This window comes from Pseudomonas sp. H3_C08, assembly GCF_054669455.1.
Map to the genome: position 1 here is coordinate 2,723,378 of NZ_CP162803.1, position 15,694 is coordinate 2,739,071.

The following is a 15,694-nucleotide window of genomic DNA, read 5'->3' on the forward strand; positions in this document are numbered from 1 at the left end:
ACGACGTATGACAAATAATAAAAACAACAAACGCAACAGGGAGCGTCACAGTGAGCACACTCGCCCGTAATTTCGTCCGCCCTTCCCGCTTTGCCACGCTGCGCCCGCACACCACCCTTGGCCTGATCGGTTGCAGCAGCCTGGCCTTGGCCTTGCCGATGAGCGCCGATGCCGAAGGCTTTCTCGAAGACAGCAAAGCCACGCTGAACCTGCGCAATGCCTACTTCAACCGCAACTTCGTCAACCCTGCCTACCCACAAGGCAAGGCTGAGGAATGGACGCAGAACTTCATTCTCGATGCCAAATCCGGCTTCACTCAGGGCACCGTCGGCTTCGGCCTCGATGTGCTGGGGATGTATTCGCAGAAGCTCGATGGCGGCAAAGGTACGGGCGGTACGCAACTGTTGCCGATCCACGATGACGGGCGTCCGGCCGACAATTTCGGACGGCTCGGCGTGGCGTTGAAGGCCAAAGTCTCGAAGACTGAATTGAAGGTCGGCGAATGGATGCCGGTGCTGCCGATCCTGCGCTCTGACGATGGCCGCTCGCTGCCGCAAACCTTTCGCGGCGGGCAGATCACGTCCACCGAGATCAACGGTCTGACCGTCTACGGTGGCCAGTTCCGTGGCAACAGCCCGCGCAACGATGCGAGCATGGAAGACATGTCAATGAACGGCCGTGGCGCGTTCACTTCCGACCGCTTCAACTTCGGCGGCGGCGAATATACCTTCAACGACAAGCGCACCCTGGTCGGCGTGTGGTACGCCGAACTCAGCGACATCTACCAGCAGCAGTATTTCAACCTCAGCCACAGCCAGCCGTTGGGCGACTGGACCCTGGGCGCCAACCTCGGTTTCTTCACCGGCAAGGAGGACGGCAGCGCCCAGGCCGGCGACCTCGACAACAAAACCGCGTTCGCCCTGCTTTCGGCCAAATACGGTGGCAACACCTTCTACGTCGGCCTGCAAAAACTCAGCGGCGACGACGCGTGGATGCGGGTCAACGGCACCAGCGGCGGCACCCTCGCCAACGATAGTTACAACGCCAGTTATGACAACGCCAAGGAACGTTCCTGGCAGTTGCGCCACGACTACAACTTCGTCGCCCTCGGCATCCCCGGCCTGACCCTGATGAACCGCTACATCAGCGGCGACAACGTGCACACCGCCAGCACCAATGACGGCAAGGAATGGGGGCGCGAGTCGGAACTGGCCTACACGGTGCAGAGCGGCCCGCTGAAAAACCTCAACGTGAAATGGCGCAACGCAACGATACGCCGGGACTTCAGCACCAACGAGTTTGACGAGAACCGGATCTTTATCAGTTATCCGATTTCGTTGTTGTAACCAGCGGGCGCCGCAATCCCCCTGTAGGAGTGAGCCTGCTCGCGATAGCGGTGTGTCAGCCGCCTCTTCCTCAACCGACACACCGCTATCGCGAGCAGGCTCACTCCTACAGGGGATTGCATTGCAAGGAGGGAATTGTGCTGAAGGGAAAGGAACCGGGCCTTCCGTCATTTACACCAAAAGTCGCGTTGACAAGTTCCGGAAACCCTACCGATACTTCAGCGCAGTCATACGACAACCTACAACAAACCTAATAACAACGTGTAAGGGCTTGCCATGACGTCTACTTCAACTCCCCGCGCCCCGTTCAACCGTCTGCTGCTGACCGGCGCTGCCGGGGGCCTGGGCAAAGTTCTGCGCGAACGTATGCGCCCTTATGCCAATGTCCTGCGCCTGTCGGACATTGCCGCCCTCGCCCCGGCCGTCGATGATCGTGAAGAAATCGTGGTCTGCGATCTGGCCGACAAACACGCCGTGCATCAACTGGTCGAAGGTGTCGATGCGATCCTGCATTTCGGCGGCGTCTCCGTCGAGCGACCCTTCGAAGAAATCCTCGGCGCCAACATCTGCGGCGTGTTTCACATCTACGAAGCGGCGCGCCGGCATGGTGTGAAGCGAGTGATCTTCGCCAGTTCCAACCACGTCATCGGCTTCTACAAACAGGACGAACCGCTCGACGCCAGCTCCGCGCGCCGCCCGGATGGCTACTACGGCTTGTCCAAGTCCTACGGCGAAGACATGGCCAGTTTCTACTTCGATCGCTACGGCATCGAGACCGTCAGTATCCGCATCGGCTCCTCGTTTCCCGAGCCGCAAAACCGCCGAATGATGCACACCTGGCTGAGTTTCGACGACCTCACGCAATTGCTCGAACGCGCGCTGTACACGCCGAACGTCGGCCACACCGTGGTCTACGGCATGTCCGCCAACAAGGACGTCTGGTGGGACAACCGCTTCGCCAGCCACCTCGGCTTTGAGGCGAAGGACAGCTCCGAAGTGTTCCGCGAAAAAGTCGAGGCGCAGCCCATGCCAGCCGCCGATGACCCGGCACGGATCTATCAGGGCGGCGCGTTTGTTGCCGCAGGTCCGTTCGGCGACTGATCACCCTGACAACGACGCGAAGGAATGAGTATGCAAGCCGAATTGATCGTCGATGCCCGCAACGCCGTGGGCGAAAGCCCGGTCTGGGTGCCGCAGGAAAACGCGCTGTATTGGGTGGATATTGCCAACGGCGGGCTGCAGCGCTGGAGCGCCGATACCGGCCACGTGCATGCCTGGAAAACCCCGGAAATGCTCGCCTGCATCGCCCGCCATAGCGGTGGCGGCTGGGTTGCCGGCATGGAGAGCGGCTTTTTTCATCTGCACCCACACAGCGACGGCAGCCTCGACAGCGAGTTGCTCGCCAGCGTCGAGCACAGTCGCGCAGACATGCGCCTCAACGATGGTCGCTGCGACCGACAGGGCCGTTTCTGGGCCGGCAGCATGGTGCTGAACATGAGCCTGAGTGCGCCTGAAGGCCGGCTCTATCGCTACGGCGCCGGGCAGTCTGGCGTGATCGCAGCGCAGCTCGACGGTTTCATCGTACCCAACGGCCTCGGTTTCAGCCCTGACGGCACGACGATGTACCTGTCCGATTCGCACCCCGACGTGCAACTGATCTGGGCGTTCGATTACGACACCAATACCGGCACGCCATCGAACCGTCGTGTGTTCGTCGACATGAACCACTTTCCCGGGCGGCCCGATGGCGCTGCCGTGGATGCTGAAGGTTTCTACTGGATCTGCGCCAACGACGCCGGCCAGATTCACCGCTTCGCGCCGGACGGTCGTCTTGATTTCTCACTGGAGGTGCCGGTGAAAAAACCGACCATGTGTGCCTTCGGCGGCAGCCGCATGGACACTTTGTTCGTCACCTCGATTCGTCCCGGCGACGACCACGATCCGCACTCTCTGGCCGGTGGCGTATTCGCCCTGAACCCCAACGTCAAAGGCCTTGCGGAACCCTTGTTCAACGATTTGCTTTAAACCCCTCTGCTGCACCGCTGCGCCTTGAACACAACAATAACAAGACTGGAGACTCACCCCCATGTACTTCAAACGCACCTTGCTGGCCGCTGCACTCCCGCTGATGTTTACCTTCACTGGCGCCGCTCAGGCCCTGCAACTCAAATTCGCTGACATTCATCCCGCCGGTTATCCAACCGTGGTGGCCGAAGAAAACATGGGCAAGACCCTGACCAAGGAAACCAACGGCGAACTGACCTTTCAGTACTTCCCGGGCGGTGTGCTGGGTTCCGAAAAGGAAGTCATCGAGCAGATGCAGGTCGGCGCAGTACAGCTGTCTCGCGTCAGCCTGGGTATCGTCGGCCCGGTGGTACCGGACGTGAACGTGTTCAACATGCCGTTCATCTTCCGCGACCATCAACACATGCGTAACGTCATCGACGGCCCGGTGGGCGACGAAATCCTCGACAAAATCACCAACTCCGAATTCGGCTTGGTGGCCCTGGCCTGGATGGACGGCGGCACGCGCAACATCTACACCAAGAAACCGGTGCGCAAGCTCGAAGACCTCAAGGGCATGAAAATCCGCGTGCAAGGCAACCCGATGTTCATCGACATGATGAACGCCATGGGCGGTAACGGCATCGCCATGGACACTGGCGAGATCTTCAGCGCCTTGCAGACCGGCGTCATCGACGGCGCGGAAAACAACCCGCCAACCCTGCTCGAACATAACCACTTCCAGAACGCGAAGTACTACAGCCTCACCGGACACCTGATCCTGCCAGAGCCGATCGTGATGTCGAAAATCACCTGGGAAAAACTGACCCCGGATCAACAGGCGCTGGTCAAGACTGCCGCCAAGGCTGCCCAGGCCGAAGAGCGCGTGCTGTGGGACAAGAAGTCCGCTGCCAGTGAAGAAAAACTCAAGGCCGCCGGCGTCGAGTTCATCGAGGTCGACAAGAAACCCTTCTACGACGCCACCGCACCGGTGCGGGAAAAGTACGGCGCGAAGTACGCCGACCTGATCAAGAAAATCGAAGCCGTTCAGTAACGCCTCCCGCTCCGTAATTTTGAAAAAGGCCCGGCATGCCTGATGGCTCAGGCACGCCGGGTTACGGTGGAACCCGATGAAGAATCTACTGCTGCGTATCAACGACAAGATCTACATGACGTGCATCTGGGTCGCCGGCCTTTCCGTTCTGGCGATCTCCCTGATGATTCCCTGGGGCGTGTTCGCCCGCTACGTGCTGGGCACCGGCTCGAGCTGGCCCGAGCCTACGGCGATTCTGTTGATGATGGTGTTTACCTTCATCGGCGCTGCCGCCAGTTACCGCGCCGGTGCGCACATGGCCGTGGCCATGCTCACCGACCGCATGCCGCCGCAGTTGAGAAACGCGGCGTCGATTTTTTCCCAACTGCTCATGGCGTCGATCTGCATTTTCATGACGATCTGGGGCGCCAAGCTGTGCATGTCCACCTGGAACCAGTTCATGGCAGCCCTGCCCGATCTGCGGGTTGGCGTGACCTACTTGCCCATTCCCGTGGGCGGCTTGCTGACGCTGGTTTTCGTGCTGGAAAAACTCTTGCTCGGTGATCAGAGCAAACGGCGGGTCGTGCAGTTCGACCTGGTGGAAGAAAGTGAAGGTGCCGCTTAATGGACGCTTTGATACTGCTGGGCAGTTTTATCGTATTGATCCTGATCGGCATGCCCGTCGCCTACGCGCTGGGCGCCGCCGCGCTGATCGGTGCATGGTGGATCGACATCCCGTTCCAGGCGGTGATGATCCAGGTCGCGTCAGGAGTGAACAAATTCTCGCTACTGGCCATTCCTTTCTTCGTGCTGGCCGGTGCGATCATGGCCGAGGGCGGCATGTCTCGCCGGTTGGTGGCGTGTGCCGGGGTACTGGTGGGTTTTGTCCGCGGTGGCCTGTCACTGGTCAACATTGTCGCCTCGACCTTTTTCGGCGCGATCTCCGGGTCGTCAGTGGCCGACACCGCGTCGGTGGGTTCGGTGCTGATTCCGGAAATGGAACGCAAGGGCTATCCACGGGATTTCTCCACTGCCGTGACCGTCAGCGGCTCGGTGCAAGCCCTGCTGACTCCGCCAAGCCATAACTCGGTGCTCTACTCCCTGGCCGCCGGCGGTACTGTTTCGATTGCCTCGCTGTTCATGGCCGGCATCGTGCCGGGCTTGATGATGAGCGCCTGCCTGATGGTGCTGTGCCTGATCTTCGCGAAAAAGCGCAACTACCCCAAAGGTGAAGTCATCCCGATGCGCCAGGCGTTGAAAATCGTCGGCGAGGCCCTCTGGGGCATGATGGCGATGGTGATCATCCTCGGCGGCATCCTCTCGGGGATCTTCACCGCGACCGAATCGGCGGCAATTGCCGTGCTGTGGTCATTCTTCGTCACCATGTTCATTTACCGCGACTACAAATGGAGTGAACTGCCGAAACTGATGCACCGCACCGTGCGGACGATTTCGATCGTGATGATCCTCATCGGTTTCGCTGCGAGCTTCGGCTACATCATGACCCTGATGCAGATCCCGGCAAAGATCACCACGCTGTTCCTGACCCTGTCGGACAACCGCTACGTGATCCTGATGTGCATCAACGTCATGCTGCTGTTGCTCGGCACGGTGATGGACATGGCGCCGCTGATCCTGATCCTGACGCCGATCCTGATGCCGGTGATTCTCGGTATCGGTGTGGATCCGGTGCAGTTCGGCATGATCATGCTGGTCAACCTCGGGATCGGGCTGATAACGCCGCCGGTGGGCGCAGTGTTGTTTGTCGGTTCGGCGGTGGGCAAGGTCAGTATCGAGAGCACTGTGAAAGCGCTGCTGCCGTTTTATGCGGTGCTGTTCCTGGTGTTGCTTCTGGTGACCTACGTGCCGGCGATTTCGCTGTGGTTGCCGCATCTGGTGTTGTAAGCGGTTAATGGATCGCAGCCCTCACGGGCTGCGATTTTTTGCTTTAAGCCCGCAACAACATATACCCCGCCACCACCAGACAGACACTGGCAAATCCCACCTGCAACGCCCGCGCCGGCACCCGCGCACAGAGCTTGCGCCCGATGATCATGCCGACGATGCTGGCAACGATAAATGCCGCACCCTGCCCGTCAATCCGAACACCGGCGTGAAACGAGCCGATCACCCCGATTGCCGAAATCAGACTGATCACCATCAACGACGTCGCGACAATTCCGCGCATCTGCACGTCAGTCAGTTGCTTGAACGCCGGCACGATCAAGAAGCCGCCACCGACGCCGAGCAAACCGGACACCACCCCGGTAATAGCGCCCAACGCTGCCAATGTTGCGGTGCATTTCGCGGTCCAGTCAAAGCGCCCGGTTTCGGCATTGAGCATGCAATTCTTCTGGCCCCAACTGGCATGACCATGATCACTCGGCCCTTCCTGCTGACGCTCACGGCGCAGCATGCGCCAAGCGACCATGACCATCAGCAGACTGAACAGGATCATCAGGATTTTCTCCGGCAACTGGTGCGCGAAGTAGATCCCCAATGGCGAAAACACCGCGCCGAGCGCGGCAATCAACAACGCCGCACGATAGCGCACCAGGCCATGACGCAAACCGTCGATAGCCCCGACCGCCGCCGCACTGCCCACCGCAAACAACGCCACCGGCGCTGCCTGGGTCATCGTCCAACCGAGGCCGAGGACCAGCGCCGGAACAGCGAGAATCCCGCCGCCGGCCCCGGTCAAACCGAGCACCAACCCCATCACCACACCAAACAGGCTTGCCAGCAACATAGGATGTTCTCAGTCGACTTTGGACAGGCCGGTCAGCCACTCGCGCCCTTTGAGCATGCCGTTCCAGTAGAACCACGGCAGCAGCGTCGCCTTGAGCAACCACGCCGAGCGCCGCGCCACGGTCGGGTCCATCGGGAAGGTCGGCAGCAACTTACCGGCATAACCGAACTCGGCAAGAATCACCTTGCCCTTCTCCACCGTCAGCGGGCAGGAACCGTAACCGTCGTACTTCAGCGGCAGCGGTTGTTGCTTGCGCTGGGCGAGCAGGTTTTCCGCGACCACCACCACTTGTTTACGCACTGCTGCGGCGGTTTTCGCATTGCTGGTGCCGCAGATATCACCCAGCGCGAACACGTTTGGATAACGCAGGTGTTGCAGGCTGTGCGGATTGACTTCACACCAGCCGGCCGCGTCGGCCAAAGGACTTTGCGCGATGAAATCCGGCGACACCTGCGGCGGTACGACGTGAAGCAGATCGAAGGTTTTCGCCTCGCGGGTGACATTGCCGTCCGCGTCCCTGACCTCGAACCAGGCGGTTTTCGCCGGACCGTCGACCTTGACCAGATTCGAATTGAACGCCAGTTGCGCGTTGTACTTTTCGATGTACTTCATCAACGGCGGCACAAACGTCGCCACGCCGAACAGCGCCGCACCCGCAAGATTGAATTCGACATGGATGTTGTTCAACACGGCGGTTTTGCGCCAGTGATCGCAGGACAGGTACAGCGCTTTTTGCGGCGCGCCGGCGCATTTGATCGGCATCGCCGGCTGCGTGAACAGCGCTTTGCCGCCGCGCAGTTTCTGCACCTGATCCCAGGTGTACTGCGCGTGCTGATAGCTGTAATTAGAGGTGACGCCGTGCTGGCCGAGGCTCTCTTGCAAGCCTTCGATCTTCTCCCAGGCCAGACGCAGGCCGGGGCAAACAATCAGGTTCTGATAGCTGACCGTGCGTTGATCGTTGAGGGTGAGTTGGCGTTTGTCCGGGTCGATCGCGGTGACTGCCGCTTGCAGCCAGTTCGCTTGCTTGGGCATGACCTTGTTCATCGGCCGGACGGTGTCTTTGACGTCGTAGGCGCCACCGCCGACCAGCGTCCACGCCGGTTGGTAGTAATGCTGGGCACTCGGTTCGATCACGGTAATTTTCAGCGCAGGGTCACGCTTGAGCAGGCTGGCGACAAAACCGATACCGGCCGTACCGCCGCCGATGACCACGATGTCTGCACTGATGGATGGGCCCCAGTGTTGATCGTTCATTGCTTGTTCCTTTTGCTGCACGCAAGGAGTTTTCTAGCCAACACAAATCCGAATGTGGGAGCGAGCCTGCTCGCGAAGGCGGCGTGTCAGTCGATGCAAGTATTGCCTGACCTAACGCTTTCGCGAGCAGGCTCGCTCCCACATTGAACCAGTGTCATGGCTGGCATTTATTGGTGGCCCAGGCTTTTCAGCACGGCCCCGCAATACAACCCGGAGAGGGTCTTCATGACCTGAATGACTTCCGGACTGGCGAGGCCGTAGAAAATGTACTTGCCTTCACGCCGAGTCGCGACCAGGCCTTCATCCCGCAGGATGCCCAGTTGCTGGGACAGCGTCGGCTGGCGCACGCCGGTCATCTTTTCCAGTTCGCCAACGTTGCGTTCGCCCTGGGTCAGTTGGCAGAGGATCAACAGGCGATCCTCATTGGCCATGGCCTTGAGCAACGCGCAGGCCTTGGAGGCCGAGGCGCGCAGTTGGGCGACTTCACATTCGGTCAGACTGGATTGCATTTGCACGAGGCCTTCAAGGTCACTTAAGCTGCGAACATTATGTTTTTAGATAAAGTGTTGCAACCCATTTTCCTTGTTCAGGTTGGTGTCCATGCCCGCGCAGATTGAAGCTTTTCTCGACCCCGCCTCTTCGACCTACAGCTACGTGGTCTATGAAACCGACGGCGGGCAATGTGCGATCGTCGACCCGGTGCTCGATTACGACGGCGCCGCCGGACGCACCTGCACCGCCCAGGCCGATAAAATCATCGCCTTCGTCCGCGCGCACAACCTGCAAGTGCAGTGGCTGCTGGAAACCCATGCCCACGCCGATCACCTGTCCGCCGCGCCTTATCTGCGCCGGGAGCTGGGCGGGAAAATCGCCATTGGTGAATCGATCAGCAAGGTGCAGAACGTGTTCAAGGCGCTGTTCAATCTGGAGCCGGAGTTCTGCGTCGATGGCTCGCAGTTCGATCACCTGTTTGCGCCGAACGAGTCATTCAGGATCGGCAATCTCAAAGCCACAGCCTTGCATGTGCCAGGGCATACCCCGGCGGACATGGCCTACTTGATCGACGGCGAACAGATTCTGGTGGGCGACACGCTGTTCATGCCCGACGTCGGCACCGCGCGCTGCGACTTTCCCGGCGGCAACGCCCATCAGTTGTTCAACTCGATTCACAAACTGCTGGCCTTCCCGGCCAGCGTGAAACTCTACGTCTGTCACGATTACCCGCCCGAGGGCCGCGCCGCGCAGTGCCAGACCACCGTCGGTGAGCAGCGCAAAAGCAATATTCATGTGCATGACGGGATTGATGAGGCGGCGTTTGTCGAAATGCGCACACAGCGTGATGCCGGGCTGGGCATGCCGACGCTGTTGCTGCCGGCAATTCAGGTCAATGTGCGGGCGGGGAATCTGCCGGCGGCGGAAGACAACGGCGTGGTTTATCTGAAGATCCCGATCAATAAGCTTTAACAGCACAAGATCGCAGCCTGCGGCAGCTCCTACATCGATCGTTCCCCACGCTCTGCGTGGGAATGCTGCCGGGGACGCTCCGCGTTTCGCTTCGGGTCAGGTGCCTAACGTCAAGCCATTTGCCGGCAGCGGCAATGCAGTTTTGTATCTCACTTGCTTCAGCGCAAAGCTTGAGCGAATGTTCGCCACCCCCGGCACTTTGGTCAGGAAGTCCATCATGAACCGCTCAAGTGACTGAATGGTCGGCACCAGGACCCGGATAAGGTAATCCGGGTCTCCGGCCATCAGGTAGCACTCCATCACCTCGGGGCGATCAGAAATCGCCTCTTCGAAATGCTGAAGCGCCTCCTCCACCTGTTTCTCCAGGCTGACATGGATGAACACGTTCACATGCAGCCCCAGCAGGTCGGCATCCAGCAGCGTTACCTGCTCGCGAATCAGCCCTAATTCCTCCATCGCTTTCACCCGATTGAAACAAGGCGTCGGCGACAGATTGACCGAGCGTGCGAGGTCGGCGTTGGTGATGCGCGCATTCTCCTGAAGGCTGTTGAGAATGCCGATGTCGGTACGGTCCAGTTTGCGCATGAGACAAAACCACCTGTTTTTTATGTTTATGCAGAATTTCTATCTGCAAATCATCTCCAGCGCAACGAAACAGAGATAAATATTCTTCTTGCCCGGGCCTATGATTGTTGTAGGACAAGATTTCTTCTACCGAAGAATGACTGCCAGCTCACTACAAGAAATTCACAAGATCGAGCGTAGAAGCCATGACCCAAGCGTATGAACCGCTGCGTCTGCACGTCCCTGAACCCTCGGGCCGTCCAGGCTGCAAAACCGATTTTTCCTACCTGCATCTGACCGATGCCGGTACGGTGCGCAAACCTTCCATTGATGTCGAACCTGCCGACACCGCCGACCTGGCGCGTGGCCTGATCCGTGTGCTCGACGATCAGGGCAACGCCCTCGGCCCCTGGGCCGAAAACGTCCCGGTCGAGATCCTTCGCAAGGGCATGCGCGCCATGCTCAAGACGCGGATCTACGACAACCGCATGGTGGTCGCCCAGCGTCAGAAAAAGATGTCGTTCTACATGCAGAGCCTTGGCGAAGAAGCCATCGGCAGTGCTCAGGCCCTGGCCTTGAACATCGACGACATGTGCTTCCCGACTTATCGCCAGCAAAGCATCCTGATGGCCCGCGAAGTGCCGCTGGTCGACCTGATCTGCCAACTGCTGTCCAACGAGCGCGATCCGCTCAAGGGCCGTCAGTTGCCGATCATGTACTCGGTCAAGGACGCTGGCTTCTTCACTATCTCCGGCAACCTCGCCACCCAGTTCATTCAAGCCGTCGGCTGGGGCATGGCTTCGGCGATCAAGGGCGACACGAAAATCGCTTCGGCGTGGATCGGTGACGGCGCTACCGCCGAATCGGACTTCCACACCGCCCTCACCTTCGCCCACGTTTATCGCGCGCCGGTGATCCTCAACGTGGTGAATAACCAGTGGGCGATTTCGACCTTCCAGGCCATCGCCGGTGGTGAAGCCACCACCTTCGCCGGACGCGGCGTCGGTTGCGGCATCGCTTCGCTGCGCGTGGATGGCAACGACTTCTACGCGGTGTATGCGGCATCTGCCTGGGCTGCCGAACGCGCTCGCCGCAACCTCGGCCCGACCATGATCGAATGGGTCACCTACCGCGCCGGTCCGCACTCGACCTCCGACGATCCGTCGAAATACCGTCCGGCCGATGACTGGAGCCACTTCCCGCTCGGCGACCCGATCGCCCGTCTCAAACAGCATCTGATCAAGGTCGGTCACTGGTCAGAAGAAGAGCACGCCGCCGTCAGCGCCGAGCTTGAAGCCGAAGTGATTGCCGCGCAGAAACAGGCCGAACAGTACGGCACCCTCGCCGGCGGCCAGATTCCAAGCGCCGCGACCATGTTCGAAGACGTCTACAAAGAGATGCCGGAGCACTTGAAGCGCCAGCGTCAGCAGTTGGGGATCTGACATGAACGATCACAACAACAATATTCAGTTGGAAACCGCCATGACCACGACCACCATGACCATGATCCAGGCCCTGCGCTCGGCCATGGATGTGATGCTTGAGCGTGACGACAATGTCGTGGTGTTCGGTCAGGACGTCGGTTACTTCGGCGGCGTGTTCCGTTGCACTGAAGGCCTGCAGACCAAGTACGGCACCTCGCGCGTATTCGACGCACCTATCTCGGAAAGCGGCATCGTCGGTGTTGCCGTGGGCATGGGTGCTTATGGTTTGCGCCCGGTCGCCGAAATTCAGTTCGCCGACTACGTCTACCCTGCCTCCGACCAGATCATTTCCGAAGCCGCGCGCCTGCGTTATCGCTCGGCCGGCGAGTTCACCGCGCCGATGACCCTGCGCATGCCCTGCGGCGGCGGCATCTACGGCGGCCAGACCCACAGCCAGAGCATCGAGGCGATGTTCACTCAGGTTTGCGGTCTGCGCACGGTCATGCCGTCCAACCCGTATGACGCCAAAGGCTTGCTGATCGCCTCCATCGAAAACGATGACCCGGTGATCTTCCTTGAGCCGAAACGCCTGTACAACGGCCCGTTCGATGGCCACCACGATCGCCCGGTAACGCCGTGGTCGAAACACCCGCAAGCCCAGGTGCCGGACGGTTACTACACCGTGCCGCTGGACGTCGCGGCGATCACCCGTCCGGGCAAGGACGTGACCGTGCTGACCTACGGCACCACCGTCTACGTCTCGCAAGTCGCGGCCGAAGAATCCGGCGTTGATGCCGAAGTCATCGACCTGCGCAGCCTGTGGCCGCTGGACCTGGAAACCATCGTCAAGTCGGTGAAGAAGACCGGCCGTTGCGTGGTGGTTCACGAAGCCACCCGCACCTGCGGTTTCGGCGCCGAACTGGTGTCGCTGGTGCAAGAGCATTGCTTCCATCACCTGGAAGCGCCGATCGAACGCGTCACCGGTTGGGACACCCCCTACCCGCACGCGCAAGAGTGGGCGTATTTCCCTGGGCCGTCCCGAGTGGGCGCGGCGTTGAAACGGGTTATGGAGGTCTGAATGGGCACGCACGTTATCAAGATGCCGGACATCGGCGAAGGCATCGCAGAAGTCGAACTGTCGCAGTGGCACGTCAAGGTTGGCGATCTGGTCGTTGAGGATCAGGTGCTGGCGGACGTGATGACCGACAAGGCGATGGTCGATATTCCATCGCCGGTACACGGGAAAGTGATTGCGCTCGGTGGTCAGCCAGGTGAAGTGATGGCGGTTGGCAGTGTGTTGATCAGCATTGAGGTGGAAGGGGCCGGCAATCTGAAAGAATCGGCCGCGCCTGCTCCCGTCAAAGAAGCACCTGCTGCACCGAAAGCTGAAACCGTGGTGGAAAGCAAACCTGCTGCCGCACCACGTCCAGCTGCAGTTTGCCAAGGCCCGATGGTTGCCCGCGAAGCGGATGAGCGCCCACTGGCCTCGCCGGCCGTGCGCAAACATGCACTGGATCTGGGCATTCAATTGCGTCTGGTACGCGGTTCCGGCCCGGCCGGTCGTGTGTTGCACGAAGACCTCGAGGCCTATCTGGCGCAAGGTCAGTCAAATGCTTCGGCGCCGGTTGCCGCTGCTTACGCACAGCGTAACGACGAAGAACAGATTCAAGTCATCGGCATGCGCCGCAAGATCGCCCAACGCATGCAGGACGCCACTCAGCGTGCCGCGCACTTCAGCTACGTCGAAGAAATCGACGTTACCGCGATTGAAGAACTGCGCGCGCATCTCAATGGAAAACACGGCGCCAGCCGTGGCAAGTTGACCTTGCTGCCGTTCCTCGTCCGCGCTCTGGTTGTGGCCCTGCGCGACTTCCCGCAGATGAATGCCCGTTACGACGACGAAGCCCAGGTCATCACTCGCCTCGGCGCGGTGCATGTCGGCGTCGCCACGCAAAGCGATGTCGGCCTGATGGTGCCGGTGGTGCGTCACGCCGAGGCGCGCAGCCTGTGGGACAGTGCTAAAGAAATCTCGCGTTTGGCCAACGCCGCGCGTAATGGCAAGGCCAGCCGCGATGAACTGTCCGGCTCGACCATCACCCTGACCAGCCTCGGTGCACTGGGCGGCATCGTCAGCACGCCGGTGCTGAATCTGCCGGAAGTAGCGATCGTCGGCGTCAACAAAATCGTCGAACGGCCTATGGTCGTCAAAGGCCAGGTGGTGATCCGCAAGATGATGAACCTCTCCTGCTCCTTCGATCACCGCGTGGTCGACGGCATGGATGCGGCACTCTTCATCCAGGCGATTCGTGGCTTGATCGAACAACCTGCCACTTTGTTTGTGGAGTAAGGCGCGCATGCAATCTCTGAACACTACGCTGCTGATCATCGGCGGCGGCCCCGGCGGTTATGTAACGGCGATTCGCGCCGGGCAACTGGGCATCCCGACGATTCTGGTCGAAGGCCAATCTCTGGGCGGCACCTGCCTGAACATCGGCTGCATCCCGTCGAAAGCGCTGATTCATGTGGCTGAGCAGTTTCACCAGACCCGGCATCACAGCCAGCATTCGGCGCTGGGCATCAGCGTTGCCGCACCGAGCCTCGACATCACGAAAAGCGTCGAGTGGAAGGACGGCATCGTTGATCGCCTGACCACTGGCGTGGCGGCGCTGCTGAAGAAGAACAAGGTTCAGGTCATCAATGGCTGGGCCAAAGTCATCGACGGCAAGACTGTTGACGTCGGCGACACGCGCATCCAGTGCGACCACTTGGTGCTGGCCACCGGTTCGACCAGCGTCAATCTGCCGATCCTGCCGATTGGCGGGCCGATCATCTCCTCCACCGAAGCGCTGGCGCCGAAATCCGTGCCGAAACGTCTGGTGGTGGTGGGCGGTGGTTACATTGGTCTGGAACTGGGCATTGCTTATCGCAAGCTCGGCGCCGAGGTCAGCGTGGTCGAGGCGCAGGATCGTATCTTGCCGGCCTACGATGCGGAGCTGACGCAACCGGTGCATGAAGCGTTGAAGCAACTGGGCGTTAAGCTGTATCTGAAACACAGCGTGCTGGGTTTCGATGGCACGTTGCAGGTGCGCGATCCAGAAGGCGAAACCCTGAACCTGGAAACCGATCAGGTGTTGGTCGCTGTCGGCCGCAAACCGAATACCCAGGGCTGGAACCTCGAAGCGCTGAATCTGGATATGAACGGCTCGGCGATCAAGATCGACAGCCGCTGCCAGACCAGCATGCGCAACGTTTACGCCATCGGCGACTTGAGCGGCGAGCCGATGCTGGCCCACCGCGCCATGGCTCAGGGCGAGATGGTTGCCGAGTTGATCAGCGGCAAAACCCGTGAATTCAACCCTACGGCCATTGCTGCGGTGTGCTTCACCGATCCGGAACTGGTGGTGGTCGGCAAGACCCCGGACGAGGCCAAGGCTGCGGGGCTGGACTGCATTGTTTCCAGCTTCCCGTTCGCCGCCAACGGCCGGGCGATGACGCTGGAGTCAAAAAGCGGCTTCGTGCGCGTGGTCGCTCGTCGGGATAACCATGTGATTGTCGGCTGGCAAGCGGTGGGCGTTGGCGTGTCGGAGTTGTCGACAGCGTTTGCGCAAAGCCTGGAAATGGGCGCGCGGCTGGAAGACATCGGCGGCACCATTCACGCGCATCCGACCCTGGGTGAAGCGGTGCAGGAAGCGGCGTTGCGTGCCCTCGGGCATGCACTGCACCTGTGAGTGAGGGTGGCAATGATGGCCCCATCGCGAGCAGGCTCACTCCTACATTTTGGAATGCATTCCCTTGTAGGAGTGAGCCTGCTCGCGATTTCTTGAGAACAACGCGATTTATCTGCCTGTCATCCGAT

The 15,694-nt window shown here is 60.2% G+C and carries 15 protein-coding genes; 11 read left to right on the forward strand and 4 right to left on the reverse strand.

The window, feature by feature from the left end:
- The first annotated feature begins 50 nt into the window (after positions 1–50).
- The 6 genes from AB4N74_RS12425 (at position 51) to AB4N74_RS12450 (ending at position 6,288) form a co-directional block, all read left to right on the forward strand.
- Positions 51–1,346: an OprD family porin gene (locus AB4N74_RS12425; protein ID WP_093440919.1), complete on the forward strand. Its 1,296-nt coding sequence runs from the start codon at positions 51–53 to the stop codon at positions 1,344–1,346.
- A 276-nt stretch (positions 1,347–1,622) separates the two neighbouring features.
- Complete coding sequence (locus AB4N74_RS12430) at positions 1,623–2,447, forward strand: NAD-dependent epimerase/dehydratase family protein (RefSeq protein ID WP_220556436.1); 825 nt, start codon at positions 1,623–1,625, stop codon at positions 2,445–2,447.
- Between the two features lie 30 nt (positions 2,448–2,477).
- Positions 2,478–3,371, forward strand: coding sequence for an SMP-30/gluconolactonase/LRE family protein (locus AB4N74_RS12435; RefSeq protein WP_460100486.1), 894 nt, complete (start codon positions 2,478–2,480; stop codon positions 3,369–3,371).
- A gap of 61 nt (positions 3,372–3,432) precedes the next feature.
- Positions 3,433–4,404 (forward strand): TRAP transporter substrate-binding protein, encoded by a 972-nt coding sequence (locus AB4N74_RS12440; protein ID WP_257355456.1) that lies wholly within the window; start codon positions 3,433–3,435, stop codon positions 4,402–4,404.
- A 76-nt stretch (positions 4,405–4,480) separates the two neighbouring features.
- On the forward strand, positions 4,481–5,008 hold the full coding sequence (locus AB4N74_RS12445; protein WP_093440938.1) for a TRAP transporter small permease: 528 nt from the start codon (positions 4,481–4,483) through the stop codon (positions 5,006–5,008).
- Positions 5,008–6,288 (forward strand): TRAP transporter large permease, encoded by a 1,281-nt coding sequence (locus AB4N74_RS12450; RefSeq protein ID WP_016986826.1) that lies wholly within the window; start codon positions 5,008–5,010, stop codon positions 6,286–6,288. The genes AB4N74_RS12445 and AB4N74_RS12450 overlap by 1 nt, the downstream gene beginning before the upstream one ends.
- A 43-nt stretch (positions 6,289–6,331) precedes the next feature.
- Here the strand turns inward: AB4N74_RS12450 and AB4N74_RS12455 are convergent, their stop codons facing one another.
- From AB4N74_RS12455 to AB4N74_RS12465, 3 genes are all read right to left on the reverse strand, one after another.
- Positions 6,332–7,132 (reverse strand): sulfite exporter TauE/SafE family protein, encoded by an 801-nt coding sequence (locus tag AB4N74_RS12455; RefSeq protein WP_150708839.1) that lies wholly within the window; start codon positions 7,130–7,132, stop codon positions 6,332–6,334.
- A 9-nt stretch (positions 7,133–7,141) separates the two neighbouring features.
- On the reverse strand, positions 7,142–8,386 hold the full coding sequence (locus AB4N74_RS12460) for an NAD(P)/FAD-dependent oxidoreductase (protein WP_460100492.1): 1,245 nt from the start codon (positions 8,384–8,386) through the stop codon (positions 7,142–7,144).
- A 167-nt stretch (positions 8,387–8,553) separates the two neighbouring features.
- The gene (locus tag AB4N74_RS12465) at positions 8,554–8,895 is read right to left on the reverse strand and encodes an ArsR/SmtB family transcription factor (RefSeq protein ID WP_007915092.1); all 342 of its coding nucleotides are present in this window, start codon (positions 8,893–8,895) and stop codon (positions 8,554–8,556) included.
- Positions 8,896–8,986: 91 nt separating this feature from the next.
- On the opposite strand from AB4N74_RS12465, the gene AB4N74_RS12470 reads away from it, so the two are divergent.
- Positions 8,987–9,850, forward strand: a complete 864-nt coding sequence (locus tag AB4N74_RS12470; protein ID WP_186624574.1) for an MBL fold metallo-hydrolase — start codon at positions 8,987–8,989, stop codon at positions 9,848–9,850.
- A gap of 96 nt (positions 9,851–9,946) precedes the next feature.
- Here AB4N74_RS12470 and bkdR read toward each other — a convergent pair whose 3' ends face one another.
- Positions 9,947–10,435, reverse strand: coding sequence for a Bkd operon transcriptional regulator BkdR (gene bkdR, locus AB4N74_RS12475; protein WP_008059350.1), 489 nt, complete (start codon positions 10,433–10,435; stop codon positions 9,947–9,949).
- Positions 10,436–10,620: 185 nt separating this feature from the next.
- Between bkdR and AB4N74_RS12480 the strand changes: the two genes are divergently transcribed.
- From AB4N74_RS12480 to lpdA, 4 genes are read left to right on the forward strand one after another with little or no spacing between them, the layout of a single operon-like run.
- Positions 10,621–11,856 carry a 3-methyl-2-oxobutanoate dehydrogenase (2-methylpropanoyl-transferring) subunit alpha gene (locus AB4N74_RS12480; RefSeq protein ID WP_003224001.1) on the forward strand — a complete coding sequence of 412 codons (1,236 nt, stop codon included), beginning with the start codon at positions 10,621–10,623 and terminating at the stop codon, positions 11,854–11,856.
- A 1-nt stretch (position 11,857) separates the two neighbouring features.
- Positions 11,858–12,916: an alpha-ketoacid dehydrogenase subunit beta gene (locus AB4N74_RS12485; RefSeq protein ID WP_003224000.1), complete on the forward strand. Its 1,059-nt coding sequence runs from the start codon at positions 11,858–11,860 to the stop codon at positions 12,914–12,916.
- Complete coding sequence (locus AB4N74_RS12490) at positions 12,917–14,185, forward strand: dihydrolipoamide acetyltransferase family protein (RefSeq protein ID WP_460100497.1); 1,269 nt, start codon at positions 12,917–12,919, stop codon at positions 14,183–14,185. It abuts the gene before it with no gap.
- A gap of 7 nt (positions 14,186–14,192) precedes the next feature.
- The gene (lpdA, locus tag AB4N74_RS12495; protein WP_460100500.1) at positions 14,193–15,566 is read left to right on the forward strand and encodes a dihydrolipoyl dehydrogenase; all 1,374 of its coding nucleotides are present in this window, start codon (positions 14,193–14,195) and stop codon (positions 15,564–15,566) included.
- The last annotated feature ends 128 nt before the right edge of the window (positions 15,567–15,694 follow it).

Bases quoted from the DNA above. Each gene is read 5' to 3' on its own strand.
- AB4N74_RS12430 (WP_220556436.1), top strand. From the start codon at position 1,623: ATGACGTCTACTTCAACTCCCCGCGCCCCGTTCAACCGTCTGCTGCTG.
- AB4N74_RS12435 (WP_460100486.1), top strand. From the start codon at position 2,478: ATGCAAGCCGAATTGATCGTCGATGCCCGCAACGCCGTGGGCGAAAGC.
- AB4N74_RS12440 (WP_257355456.1), top strand. From the start codon at position 3,433: ATGTACTTCAAACGCACCTTGCTGGCCGCTGCACTCCCGCTGATGTTT.
- AB4N74_RS12445 (WP_093440938.1), top strand. From the start codon at position 4,481: ATGAAGAATCTACTGCTGCGTATCAACGACAAGATCTACATGACGTGC.
- AB4N74_RS12450 (WP_016986826.1), top strand. From the start codon at position 5,008: ATGGACGCTTTGATACTGCTGGGCAGTTTTATCGTATTGATCCTGATC.
- AB4N74_RS12455 (WP_150708839.1), bottom strand. From the start codon at position 7,132: ATGTTGCTGGCAAGCCTGTTTGGTGTGGTGATGGGGTTGGTGCTCGGT.
- AB4N74_RS12460 (WP_460100492.1), bottom strand. From the start codon at position 8,386: ATGAACGATCAACACTGGGGCCCATCCATCAGTGCAGACATCGTGGTC.
- AB4N74_RS12465 (WP_007915092.1), bottom strand. From the start codon at position 8,895: ATGCAATCCAGTCTGACCGAATGTGAAGTCGCCCAACTGCGCGCCTCG.
- AB4N74_RS12470 (WP_186624574.1), top strand. From the start codon at position 8,987: ATGCCCGCGCAGATTGAAGCTTTTCTCGACCCCGCCTCTTCGACCTAC.
- bkdR (WP_008059350.1), bottom strand. From the start codon at position 10,435: ATGCGCAAACTGGACCGTACCGACATCGGCATTCTCAACAGCCTTCAG.
- AB4N74_RS12480 (WP_003224001.1), top strand. From the start codon at position 10,621: ATGACCCAAGCGTATGAACCGCTGCGTCTGCACGTCCCTGAACCCTCG.
- AB4N74_RS12485 (WP_003224000.1), top strand. From the start codon at position 11,858: ATGAACGATCACAACAACAATATTCAGTTGGAAACCGCCATGACCACG.
- AB4N74_RS12490 (WP_460100497.1), top strand. From the start codon at position 12,917: ATGGGCACGCACGTTATCAAGATGCCGGACATCGGCGAAGGCATCGCA.
- lpdA (WP_460100500.1), top strand. From the start codon at position 14,193: ATGCAATCTCTGAACACTACGCTGCTGATCATCGGCGGCGGCCCCGGC.